10 protein-coding genes are annotated in these 12,489 nt (G+C 62.0%); 4 read left to right on the forward strand and 6 right to left on the reverse strand.

The features are described from left to right. The first annotated feature begins 11 nt into the window (after positions 1-11). From P3T25_RS33030 to P3T25_RS33040, 3 genes are read left to right on the forward strand one after another with little or no spacing between them, the layout of a single operon-like run. Positions 12-977 carry a VOC family protein gene (locus P3T25_RS33030; RefSeq protein ID WP_171927728.1) on the forward strand — a complete coding sequence of 322 codons (966 nt, stop codon included), beginning with the start codon at positions 12-14 and terminating at the stop codon, positions 975-977. After that, on the forward strand, positions 970-2,235 hold the full coding sequence (locus P3T25_RS33035) for an NAD(P)/FAD-dependent oxidoreductase (protein WP_429361168.1): 1,266 nt from the start codon (positions 970-972) through the stop codon (positions 2,233-2,235). The genes P3T25_RS33030 and P3T25_RS33035 overlap by 8 nt, the downstream gene beginning before the upstream one ends. Positions 2,236-2,260: 25 nt before the next feature. Continuing rightward, complete coding sequence (locus P3T25_RS33040; protein WP_429361170.1) at positions 2,261-3,664, forward strand: MFS transporter; 1,404 nt, start codon at positions 2,261-2,263, stop codon at positions 3,662-3,664. Between the two features lie 126 nt (positions 3,665-3,790). Here P3T25_RS33040 and P3T25_RS33045 read toward each other — a convergent pair whose 3' ends face one another. From P3T25_RS33045 to P3T25_RS33055, 3 genes are all read right to left on the reverse strand, one after another. Further along, on the reverse strand, positions 3,791-5,500 hold the full coding sequence (locus P3T25_RS33045) for a J domain-containing protein (RefSeq protein ID WP_429361172.1): 1,710 nt from the start codon (positions 5,498-5,500) through the stop codon (positions 3,791-3,793). Positions 5,501-5,512: 12 nt separating this feature from the next. Beyond that, entirely contained in the window at positions 5,513-7,222 is a 1,710-nt protein-coding gene (locus P3T25_RS33050) for a molecular chaperone HscC (RefSeq protein WP_429361174.1), read from the reverse strand. Between the two features lie 286 nt (positions 7,223-7,508). Next, positions 7,509-7,970 carry an N-acetyltransferase family protein gene (locus P3T25_RS33055; protein WP_429361176.1) on the reverse strand — a complete coding sequence of 154 codons (462 nt, stop codon included), beginning with the start codon at positions 7,968-7,970 and terminating at the stop codon, positions 7,509-7,511. A 157-nt stretch (positions 7,971-8,127) separates the two neighbouring features. On the opposite strand from P3T25_RS33055, the gene P3T25_RS33060 reads away from it, so the two are divergent. Beyond that, on the forward strand, positions 8,128-9,600 hold the full coding sequence (locus tag P3T25_RS33060; RefSeq protein WP_429361178.1) for a PLP-dependent aminotransferase family protein: 1,473 nt from the start codon (positions 8,128-8,130) through the stop codon (positions 9,598-9,600). 38 nt (positions 9,601-9,638) lie between these two features. On the opposite strand, the gene P3T25_RS33065 is transcribed toward P3T25_RS33060, so the two are convergent. From P3T25_RS33065 to P3T25_RS33075, 3 genes are all read right to left on the reverse strand, one after another. Continuing rightward, positions 9,639-10,742, reverse strand: coding sequence for an NAD(P)/FAD-dependent oxidoreductase (locus tag P3T25_RS33065; protein WP_429361180.1), 1,104 nt, complete (start codon positions 10,740-10,742; stop codon positions 9,639-9,641). Between the two features lie 179 nt (positions 10,743-10,921). After that, positions 10,922-11,125, reverse strand: coding sequence for a DUF3562 domain-containing protein (locus P3T25_RS33070; protein ID WP_028195916.1), 204 nt, complete (start codon positions 11,123-11,125; stop codon positions 10,922-10,924). 184 nt (positions 11,126-11,309) lie between these two features. Then, the gene (locus tag P3T25_RS33075; RefSeq protein WP_429361182.1) at positions 11,310-12,374 is read right to left on the reverse strand and encodes an EamA family transporter; all 1,065 of its coding nucleotides are present in this window, start codon (positions 12,372-12,374) and stop codon (positions 11,310-11,312) included. Positions 12,375-12,489: the final 115 nt, after the last annotated feature.

The raw sequence follows: 12,489 nt of genomic DNA on the forward strand, positions 1-12,489 counted from the left end.
AGAGGCACGTTATGACGATTCTCGGCATTGAACAGATTATTTACGGCGTGACGGATCTCGCCACCTGTCGCCGCTTTTTCGCGGACTGGGGCTTGAAGGAAGTCGCGCACGACGAAACCCAGGCACGTTTCGAAACGTTGAACGGCTGCACGATTCTTGTGATCGATGCGAGCGACCCGTCGCTGCCGCCCGCATTCGAAGAAGGTCCGACGCTGCGTGAAGTGACGTGGGGTGTGGCAACGAAAGCCGAACTCGACGAACTACGCGGCCGCTTTGCGGGTCAACCGGGCCACTTCGAAACGGAAGACGCTGTAGGTTGTATCGATCCGAACGGTATGGCGATTCGCGTTGAAGTGACCCGCAAGCGTGCGCTCGACATTCACGGTTCGCCGTCGAACGTGTGGGGTCAGACGTTGCGCGTCGATCAACCGTCGCCGATTTACGAACGTGCTGAACCGGTTGAAGTCGGCCACGTGGTGTTCTTTACGAACCAACTCGCGGCACAGGAGAAGTTCTACCAGGAACTGCTCGGCTTCGAAATGTCGGACCGTTATCCGGGCCGCGGCGCGTTCATGCGCTGCGCGCCGCACGGCGGCCACCACGACATTTTCCTGCTGGCCTTGCCAGGCGGTAAGCGCGGCCTGAATCACGTCGCGTTCACTGTGCGCGATATCCACGAAGTGTTCGGCGGCGGCATGCATATCAGCCGCTGCGGTTGGGATACGCAACTCGGTCCGGGACGTCATCCGGTGTCGTCGGCTTACTTCTGGTACTTCCAGAATCCGGCCGGCGGCCTGATCGAGTACTACGCCGACGAAGACCAGCTCACACCCGAATGGCAGCCGCGAGATTTCGAACCGGGCCCGACCGTATTTGCCGAATGGGCGATCGACGGTGGCATCGACGGCAATACGCGTCGCCAGAAAAACGCGAAGGCGCCGGAAGGCAAGTTCATGACGGAGCGAAAAAATGACTGACGCTGCTGCTGCAAAGGCTCAAGCTGCACACGCCGGACTCGAAGCGCCGCGCACGATCGTCGTGATCGGCGGCGGCCAGGCGGCGGGTTGGGTCGTGAAGACGTTGCGCAAGGAGGGCTTCGATGGCCGCCTTGTGATGATCGCCGATGAGATCCATCTGCCATACGAGCGTCCGCCGTTGTCGAAGGCCGTGCTCTCAGGTGAAGCCGATATCGAAACCGTGCGCCTCGTGAAGCCCGAAGATTTCGACGCGCTAAACGTCGAAACATGGCAACCGGAGTGCGCGACGTCGATCGATCGTGAACAGCGCATTGTTCGCACGCAGTCGGGCCGCGAAGTGCAATACGACCGGCTTGTGATTGCAACCGGCGGCGCGGCGCGGCGTTTGCCGGACGCGCTGGTGAAGACCTCGCACGTCACCTATCTGCGTACGCTCGACGAAGCCGTCGCTTTGGGCGAACGCCTGCGTGCAAGCAAACGCGTGCTCGTCGTTGGCGGTGGCTGGATCGGCCTCGAAGTTGCCGCGACCGCGCGCAAGCTGGGCGTGGAAGCGACGGTAGTGGAAGGCGCGCGGCGTCTGTGCGCTCGCTCGTTGCCGCCGATGGTGTCGGATTTCCTGCTGCAACTGCATCGTGAAAATGGTGTGGACGTGCGTTTGAACGCATCGCTCGTGTCGGTTGCGGATCATCCAAACGACGCCAACCGCATTCGCGCAACGTTCGCTAACGGTTCCACATTGGACGCCGATTTCGCGGTCGCCGGCATCGGCCTCACGCCGCACACGGCACTCGCGGAAGCCGCGGGTATCAGGGTGGAAGACGGCATCGTCGTCGATCATTTCGGTGCGACCGACGACTCGCGCATCTTCGCGTGCGGCGACGTTGCGAATCATCCGAGCGCGTGGTTGAAGCGCCGCGTGCGGCTCGAATCGTGGGCCAACGCGCAGAACCAGGCGATCTCGACGGCGAAGGCGTTGCTCGGCAATTTCGAACCGTATGCGGACATTCCGTGGTTCTGGTCCGATCAATACGACGTCAATCTGCAAATCCTCGGCGACATTCCGGGAGATGCGCAACTCGCCGTACGCGGCGATCTGCCAGGCAAACACGCCACGCTCTTTCATCTGGAAGACGGCACGATTCGCGGTGTCATCGCCATCAACACGCCGCGCGAACTGAAACTGTCGCGCAAATGGATGAACCAGGGCCGGACTATCGACCTTGCCACCCTGACCGACGCCTCAACGGCGCTTGCCTAACCACACCTACGGACGGCACCACGGCATGAGAACCATCGACAACACCATGGGGGACCGCAGCAGCGCCGGTGTCTCAGGCCCCGTGACCCGGGGCTCGATCATCGCGCGTCTCGAGCGCTTGCCGAAGAATGCGATGCAGGTGCGCGCGCGCATACTGATCGGTCTCGCGACGTTCTTCGACGGTTTCGACGTGATCGCAATCGCGGCCACGCTGCCGATCCTGATTGCGAAGTGGCATCTGACGCCTTGGGAGATCGGTTTTCTGATCGGCTCTGGATCGGTCGGGCAGTTGATCGGCGCGTTTGTGTTCCCGTGGTATGCGGAGCGCAAAGGCCGCGTGAAGGCGATTGCGTTGAGCTCGGGGATCATCGGCATTACGAGTATTGCGTGCGGCTTTGCGCCGACCTTTGCGGCATTTGTCGTGCTGCGCGTGATTCAGGGGCTCGGGCTTGGTGGCGAATTGCCGGTGGCCGCGACCTATATCAACGAGATCAGCCGTGCACATGGCCGTGGCCGTTTCGTGCTCTTGTATGAAATCGTTTTTCCGGTTGGTTTGCTTGCGTCGAACGCGTTGGGTGCGTGGATCGTGCCGCGTTTCGGTTGGCAAGCGATGTATTTTATCGGCGGCATGCCGTTGATCCTGTTCTTCGTGCTGCGCAAACTGGTGCCGGAATCGCCGCGCTGGCTGGCCGAACGCGAACGGATGGCCGATGCCGATACCGCAGTGCATGCTTTCGAACGCGCTGTGAAAGGTCCGCTTCCGCCAGTTGCCAATGCGGCTGAGTTTGACGCGATGGCCAATCGCCATCCGAAGCGCCGTATGAGCGATCTGTTCGGGCCGGCCTATCTGAAGCGCACGATGGCCGTCGCGATGCTATGGATTACCTGCGGCTTCATTCAGTACGGTCTGTCGACCTGGCTGCCGACGATCTATCGCACGGTTTATCACGCGCCGCTGCAACTGGCGTTGAATCTGGCGGTGGCGGCTTCGGTGCTGGGCGTGGTGGGTTCGCTGACCTGTGCGCTGCTGGTCGATAAGGTGGGGCGTAAGCCGATTATCAATTTGTCGTTCGTGGCGTGCGCGCTGTCGCTGTTGCTGGCGGGTGTGTTCCACAACTCGTCTGTGTATGTGGTGGCGACGTGTTGCGCGTTCTCGCTCGGGTTCCTTGCTTGCGGCTTCATCACGGCCTATGTGTACACGCCCGAACTGTATCCGACGAGCATCCGAGCGATGGGCTGCGGTGTGGGCGGCGCGTGGCTGAAGGTAGCGGCGATCTTCGCGCCGGCCATCGTGTCTAAGACGATGATCGGCGGTAATCTGCAAGTGGCGTTTTATATTCTCGCTGCTGTGCCGTTCATTGCGGCCATCGCGGTGCACTTTCTTGGGATTGAGACCAAGGGGAAGGTGCTGGAGCAGCTCGAGGCTTGATGCCTTTTAGCGTGTGATGGGTTTGGTGGGCGGTTGATGTTGTACCGCAATGGCAGGAAGGCGAAGGGCGCACTGGGTGGTGCGCCCTTTGCATTTTAGGCGGGGGGCCGGTGCTACGCGGGACAGCTACTGCGAAACTTGCTTCGCAGAATAGATGTTCCACAACTCGCCCAGGATCCACAGCGCCATCAAACCAACCGACGCTACGGCGAGCACTTTGGGCATGGCGATCGCAACCAGCAGACTGACGAGAAACAGATAGAGCTTGGCAAGCGGGTTGACTGCGGCAAGCGTTTTCCGCCATGGCGTTTTGCCGATTATGCTGCCGGCGACCGGCAACACCGCAAACAGGCACCAAGCGAACTGCGATGCGTTCGGTGCCGGCGACATGAATAGCGCGACGAACACGGTGGCGCCGATGAACCAGGCTGCAGCTAGAAGCCGGATCAACGCGGGTCGGTGTTGCAGTAACCCGCGCAGTGCAGGCAGCGAAAACTCACAGAACGAGGCAATTAGCACGCCGTGCGCAATCGGCAAGGTCCACGAGCCCGGATCGACGGACGTCCAATGGCCGTAATAGCCGCAACAATAGGCCACTTGCGCCGCAAGGAGAACGACCCTCGTCGCGCTTCGAAACGGCCCGTGTGCAACGATCGCCCACCCGACACATAGCGCGAGCAGAACCATCGCCGTGGGTGTCGTCGACGGATCGGGTCCAGTGGCCAGATCGCTCGTCACGACCACGAGCCATAGCACAACCCATCCGTAGCGCACAAAGGGCGACAGGCGTAGCACCTGCACTTTTCGGGTTAGTGCGGGTGCGAGGTTATACAGGCGTGCGGCGGCGATGCCGAGAGGGATCGCGATGATAGCCAGCGCCGCGAACCATTCGCGTGGCCCCCATGCGACGATCGAACGATGCTTTTCCGCCGGTACGAGCGTGCCGACGAGCAGCATGCCGCACGACGCGCCGATTAGCAGCGCGGTGCCGATTAGTCCAGAAAGGCCTGCGCGCAGCTCGAGACATTGTGCCCAGAAGTCGACCTTGGCTGCTTCGCCGCGCGCCTGCGTGATGTTCGGGTAATAGTTACGCAGTGCCGGTACGAGCTCTGCCATTTCGTCACGGACGGTATCTGTACGGAGCGCCCACAAGCCACGGGTGAGACCCGGCGCGGGCGCGTCCATCAAAGCGATTGCGCGCGGAAAACGAACCCTCAGCGCCAGGTAGTCTTCGTCGGTGTAGACGCACGCCAATGCGCGGGTGGCTATGGCCCGATCGCGTCGCAGCAGATGCGCCGTGTTTTCACGCCAGCCAAGGGCAGTGCAAAGCGCGGTTCTTAGTTCTGCCGGCGTGTCGTCGTTCAGGCAGTGGCAAAGCGCCAGCCATTCGAGTTCATCGAGTATCGAGAAACTGATGACGGATTCGAACAGATCGGCTAGCGAGCGGCGCAGCGATACCTTGTCGGGGTTTGCCAGAAATGCATGCCAGAGCTCGGTTGCGTCTTGGCGCGATTGCGCCGCGCGCATTGCGGCGGATGGCTCGGGCGTTTCAGGCATTGGCGCAGGAGACGCTGGCGGCGTCGACGCAGGCGTTACGCTCATGGTGGACGCTATCACGGGCTCACCACCAGCCATCTCCACGCGTATGAGCGTAGCGGCGCCAGCCGCCATCTGCAAAGCCGACTCATACGCATACCGAAGCCGCTGAAACGCCTCAGCATCTTCATCCGGGCGTTGCTGTTTCAAAAGACGCGCATAAGCGCGGCGCACGGTCCGCTCGTCGGCGTTTGCCGCAATGCCGAGCACGTCCCACGGCCAGTGGTGGGCAGAAGTCATATCCATAGCCGATCAGTACGTCACATGCACATCGAAGCGATCCAGCAACGCGCTCAGTTCGCTGCGCGCATGGGCGATTTCCTCGGCGTTCTGCCGCTCGAGCAGCGACTGGAAGCGCGCGATATGCGCGGCCAGATATTGCCGATGCTCCCCCAGCGTTTCCTCGTAGACACGATCCGCGCGCGTGAGCAGCGTGCGATTCTCTAACTGATCTCGCGGATGGATCTTCAGCGCAGCCAATGCCGCGAGTCGTTTGCCAATTTCTTCAGGCGTCAGCACGCCGGGGTTTTCTTCGATCACCATCGCGCGCTTCACGCCACCGGGAAACGCAGTGGCTTCCACTTCCAGCACGCCGTTGACGTCGTAGGTGAAGCGCACATCCGCACCCGCCTGGCCAGCCGGCTTGACCGGCACATCGAGCGTGAATTCGCCAAGCGGCACGTTGTCGACCGTCAAACGCGCTTCGCCCTGGAACACCTTGATGCTCAACTTCTGCTGATGGTCGCTGACCGTAAAAATGCGCTGCATGCGGCTAACCGGCACGATCGTATTGCGCTCGATGATCGGCAGAAAATGCCCCGGCACATACTGATTGGCACTGACCTGCATCGCAGTATCGATGCCAAGGCTATACGGCGCGACATCGGTCAGGACCATTTCGTCAAGACCTGCGTCTCGCGTGACCAGCCCTGCCTGCACAGCAGCGCCGAGCGCGACGACTTCATCCGGGTTCAGATTCGCGGCGGGCAAACGGCCGAACATCTTCGAGACCAGCTTGCGCACCATCGGCATACGCGAGGCGCCGCCGACGAGGATGATTTCGTCGAGCGCATCCACGGCGATCTTCGAATCGCGCAACGCACGTTCGACCGGTTTGCGCAGTCGTTGCAGCAGATGCTCGCAAGTCCGTTCCGCGGCCGCCGCATCGAGTTCAAGACTGTGCTCTTCATCGCCAACCGTGAGTTTGAGCGTGACGCTATCGGCGCCGCTCTGCGTGAACAGACGCTTCGCACGTTCGGCCTGTTGATGCAGACGTTGTGCAGCAATCGGCGTAAGCGATTTGACTTGAAGGCGATTGCGCTGGCAGAACAACTCGACAAGCGCCTCCGTGAAATCTTCACCACCCAGAAAATTGTCGCCCGTGCTGGCGCGCACTTCCATCACGCCTTCGAAGAAATCGAGCACCGATACATCGAACGTGCCGCCGCCCAGATCGAAGATCAGGAACTTGCGCTCACTGTCGCGCTGATGCACGCCGTACGCGAGCGAGGCCGCGGTCGGTTCGTTGACGAGGCGCAGCACATTGAGCCCGGCCAGTTCGCCGGCGATGCGCGTGGCTTTGCGTTGCGCGTCGCTGAAATAGGCTGGCACGGCGATCACGGCGTCGCTTACCGTTTCGCCGAGGAACGCTTTGGCATCGGCTTTCAGCGACTTGAGCACCAGCGAAGACAGTTCCTCCGGACGCAGTGTCTGCACGCCAAGCGACACGTTGCGATTCGTGCCCATGTAGCGTTTGAAGTTGGCGGCGGTGCGTTCGGGATGCGTATGCAGCCGGTCATGGGCGGGCCGGCCGACGAGGATGGAGCCGTCGTCGTCGATCGAGACGCACGACGGCGTCAGCACGTCGCCCAGTGCGTTCGGGATGAGGGCAGCCTCGTTATTGCGCCAGACGGCCGCAAGACTATGCGTGGTTCCAAGATCGATGCCGATGATCGAAGGCATGTACAGTTTCCGATTCGTTTTGCGCCCCTCCGTGAGGAGATCGCCCAAGGTCGCGTGGGAGCCAGATGGCGCTCCGTCCAATGGCGATAACGGCAGGCTGCCTGCAAACTTGAGCGGTGAAGGGGAACGAATGCGGTGAGAGTCGATGAGGGCGATGCGCTACGCATGCCGGCAGGATCGGCCGCCGGGTATGCGAATGCGGTGCCTGGTCGCGCAAGAATGGCGACGCGAGAAGGGTATGCAAAGCGGGGACGCAAACCCCGCTAGGCGGGCCTGCTGCGGTGTATCACAACGCCTTGCGGTAGATCACGAAACCGGAGTGGTCCGCGACCTTGTCGTACAGCTTCATTGCCGTGTGATTCGTCTCATGCGTCTGCCAGTAGACCCGTTGCAAGCCGTCGGCCTTGGCGCGCGCATACACCGCTTCGATCAACGCACGGCCGACACCTTTGCCGCGCTCCGCGTCCAGCGTGTAGAGATCTTGCAGATAGCAGGTCGGCGCCACCATGGTCGTGTGACGGTGATACAGGAAGTGCACGAGGCCAAGCAACTGGCCGTTGCGTTCGGCGACCATCGCGTGCATCGGCTCGTAGGCGTCAAAGAAACGCCCCCATGTGACTTGCGTGACATCGAGCGGCAATGCCGTTTCACCCGAGCGGCCGTAGAACGCGTTGTAGGCGTCCCACAGCGGCAGCCAGGCGTCGAAGTCGGCGGGCGTGACGGGGCGGATTTGAATCGCGTCGGACATGGGTGTGGCTCCTTGTGTGGTGATGGTTGAGGGCGAGTGGCTCGCGGCCGCTATGGCTGGGTCGAACAGGTGTAGAAGGCTGCACCAACCGTCAGCATAAGAAATTTGTGGCACCATTGTTAGCTCCACAATGCGACCGGAATTTGGAGCCACGGAATTGGACTACGGCCTGTTGATGTCGAACGTCGAGCGCGCAATGGGTGGGCGCAAGCTCACGCAGCAGGACTTGCTCTACGAGAGTCTGCGTCGTGCGATTCTCGATGGCGATATCCGCCACGGCAGCCGTCTTCTTGCGACGCGAGCGCTTGCCGAACAATTGGGCATTGCGCGCAACTCGGTGCTTTACGCGTACGAGCGGCTCACCGACGAGGGCTTCATCACGGCGAGCCGGCATGGTTCCATTGTCAGCATGGTGAGCGGTTCAGGTGCTTCGATCTCCGCAGCAAGCGGCAGTGTGCAGACGCCTGAAAACCACCTGTCACGCCGTGTCGCCGATCTGCCGCGCGAGCGCACCAATCCCGACGACCCCACGCCGTTTCGTCCTGGTGTGCCCGCGCTCGATGAATTTCCGCTTGCGCAATGGCGTGCCTCGATGGAGCGCGCATGGCGCTCGGTTGAACCGCGGGAACTTGGCTACGGCAACAACGCTGGGCACCCCGCATTGCGCCGCTCGATTGCGGAATACGTACGCGTGTCGCGTGGTGTGCGGTGCTCCGCGGAGCAGGTGTTTATCACCTCGGGCACGCAGGCGAGTCTCGATCTATGCGCATGCATGCTGGCGGACCCCGGTGACAGCGTCTGGGTTGAGGACCCCGGCTACCACGGTGCAAAAGCTGCATTCCAGGCCGCTGGCTTGCAACTGGTGCCGATTCCCGTCGACGCCGCCGGCATGGCGCCGACGCCCGATCACTGGGAACAGACGCCACCGCGTCTGATGTACATCACACCCTCGCACCAATATCCGCTCGGCAGCGTGTTGAGCCTCGAGCGGCGCTGGTCGATCATCGAGAACGCGGTTGCGCGCGGCGCCTGGATCATCGAGGACGACTACGACAGCGAACTGCGCCACAGCGGTCCGCCGTTGCCGTCGATCCAGGGCCTCGCGGCCGACACGCCAGTGATTTACCTCGGCACCTTCAGCAAGACGATGTTTCCGGCGCTGCGGATGGGCTTCATGGTCGTGCCGGCGCACCTCGTCGCCGATATCGACGAGGCGCTCAGCGAGATCGCACGGCAAGGCCGCGTGGCTGAACAGATCGCGTTGGCGGATTTCATCGATAGTGGGAAATATGCGCGGCATCTGCGGCGCATGCGGCGACTGTATCAGCAGCGCCGCACCGCATTGGTGAATGCGATCGAGCGGCATATGGGCGACCTGGTGACCGTCTCGTCCGACGGCGGCGGCATGCATCTGACGATGCGGCTCGATGTGCCGCTGCGCGACCAGGACGTGAGCGCAGTGACACGCGAGCACGGTTTGCATATCGCTGCGCTCAGTGCGTTTTGTCAGCCGCCTGCTAAAGACGCCGCGCGCTATAACGGGTTCATGCTTGGCTACGCGGGTGTCAAACCACACGAAGCGGACGCATTGGTGGCGCGACTCGCCACCGTGGTGCGTGGGCTACGCTAGATCACGAACGAACGTCGTATTGTTATGACGAAAGAGCGCTAGACCGCTTCCGCCCTGAGCCAACGCGCGAGCCCGGCGTCGTCATCGGTATCCAGCGCTTGCGCGACCCGGCGCCCGACTGCCGCGCCGAATTTATAGCCGTGGCCCGAGCATGCCGACACCACCAGCGTGTTGCCGATGCGCTTCGAAAAAAAGCGTTCATCTGCAGTGAACGTGTAAGCGCAGGTTTTTACTTCGGTGACCGTATATTCGTCGATGCGGCTGAACGGCGGTGAAAACAACCGGCGCAGACTGTCGCCTTCTCCGGGCGCCGCGATGCGATTGGCATCAGGATCAGGCGCACGTGATTTGTGCACACTGGCGCCGAACTTCAGACCGACATCGTCGATTGGCGGCAGCACGTAACCGCTGCTTGCGCCGCCAATATCGACGATAGCGGGCGCATTCGACCATGCATCCGCCAGATCCGCGGGTGGCTCCATATAGGCGACCACGTTGCGATAAGTCATCAGGTTTTCGGCGAGCGCGGGGAACAGTTGTAGCGTCCACGCGCCGGCGGTGACCACGAGCCGGTCGGCGCGAATGATCGTGTCGTCTTCGATCCGCACGGAGGCCGCTTGCGCATCGACTGCGAGTACCTTGGTATGGGTGCGAATCTCGGCGCCGCGCATCTTGAGCCAGGCTTTCATGTCGCGGGCGATGCGTTCGCTAAACAGCGCACCGCCATCCTGATCGAGGTAGGCGTAGCGAAACGTGGCAGGGTCGAGAAACGGATAACGCTCGGCCGCTTCGCGCGGGTCGAGCTGTTCATACTCGAATTTCATCCGGTCGAGGCCGGCGCGAAATTGCTCGGCGCCATCGCCTGTGTGTTGCGAAATGCCGAGCACACCGCAGTTCGCATAGTGGGACACGCCCAGGTCATTCCACAGCAGATCCCAACTATCGAATGCCTCGGCGATGGTGCGTGCGTAGCCGTCAGCATCGCCATAGGCGCGGCGGATCATGCGACTTCGGTCGCCCGAGGCGGCGAGTGGGTTCGGAATCGAGCCCTGCTCAATCAGAGTGATGTCGTGTCCCAGCTTCGCAAGCGACCACGCTGTGCTCAAACCGGCAATGCCCGCGCCTACGATTGTCACCCGCATGCCATCTTCCCCCGAGTCGATGTATCCGGGTCAGAGTCTAGCAGTGGGAAAAATAAACCGGTACGCGTTCTGGTAACGCGAAAAATAAATCGGTATGTGTTCTAGCGAATCGCCGCACGAGCCAGCGGGGTCGATCCAGCGTGCTACCAGGCAGGCGGTGGTCTCCGCGCGCCGCCAAATCAGTGTTTGTGTTTCGAGGTATGGCGCAGCTTGTCGCGTACTTTCTTCGCGGCGAACAGCGGCACGTAATCGAATACACGCGCTTCGTGCCGGTAGTCGGCCAGTGTGTCTGCATACATCTTCGAGACCGTTTCCGTGGGGGTATCGGTTTCCTCTGCGATGCTTCTCACCACTTCGTCGACATTAGGCTCGGGTTGGGACATGGAACTCTCCGGGGCAAACGGGGTGGACCGGCGGGGTTGCCGGGAACGGGCGCACGACAGGAGTTTCATTAGAGGATGCGATTGGCCGCGATGCCAATTGAATTGGTCTATCGAATGACTCGCTCCACAGAGATTTTTGTCTTGCGCTGCAGCAAGCGCCCGCACCACGCGGTGAAGCGAGAAATCAATGTGTATGCCGGTGATGAATATCTGGGAAATGCGCGTGCGCGTGCGTGATCGGCGCATGGGAATGCGGATGCGTGTGCGGCTCGTCGCCGTCCCATGCGAAATCGTGCTCGTGCTGGTGATGCGCATCGTGCCGATGACGATGCGTGTGGTCCAGCGGGGCGTGAGTGTGCGGATGCTCGTGACGTTCGCGGATGTGCAGCCAGACACCCAGCATCATCAGGGCAGCGGCCACCCAGAACAGCGGCGGCGGCATCTCCGGCCACAGCAGCCACGATAAGGTCACACCAAATAGTGGCGCGACCGAGAAATAGGCGCCGGTGCGCGCGGTGCCGAGATTGCGCAGTGCGACGACGAACAGCACGAGACTCACGCCGTAGCCTGCGAAACCCGTCAGCATGGCGAGTGCGACGGTCGCGGCCTTGGGCCATGCTGCACCAAAAGTGAGCGCGAGCGTCACGTTGACCGACCCGGCCACGAGCCCTTTTACGCAGGCAATGAACATGGCATCGTGAGTCGACACCTTGCGCGTGAGATTGTTGTCGACCGCCCAGCAGGCGCAGGCGCCAATTAGCAGCAGTGTGCCGGGCGGCAAGCCGGCCGCGCCGGGCTGCCACGACAATGCCACGCCGCCCGCGACGATCGCGGCCATGCCCAGGAACACCTGAATGTCGACGTTCTCGCGAAACACGATCCACGCGATCAACGCGGTGAATACGCCTTCGAGATTCAGCAACAGCGAGCCGGTGGCGGCTGGCGTCGTTTTCAGACCCAGCATCAACAGTGCCGGCCCCGCGACACCACCGGCCACGATCGCGCCGGCGAGCCACGGCACTTCGCGCACCGGGAAGCGGTGGTGACTGACCGGCTGCCCGTCCGCCTGACCTTTCAGGCGGCGCGCCAGAATCACGGCGGCAAGGCCCGTGCCGCTGCCGAGGTAGAACAGTCCGGCCAGCAGAAACGGCGACAGCGAGCCGAGCAGCGCCTTGGCGAGCGGCGTGGTCGCGCCGAACAAGGCGGCGGCGAGCAGAGCGGTGAAAGCGGCGTTGAAGCGAGTCGGCATGAGCGGAAGATTCGGTGGAGGCAGGCGTTGCCGACACCATACCGCTATCGGGCCGCGGACGCCTAGCTCCGTTGAACAGATGATCGGGCCGGAAATCCCGCCCGCGTGCATCCGA

This window comes from Paraburkholderia sp. GAS32 (genome assembly GCF_050434225.1).
GTDB lineage: Bacteria > Pseudomonadota > Gammaproteobacteria > Burkholderiales > Burkholderiaceae > Paraburkholderia > Paraburkholderia madseniana.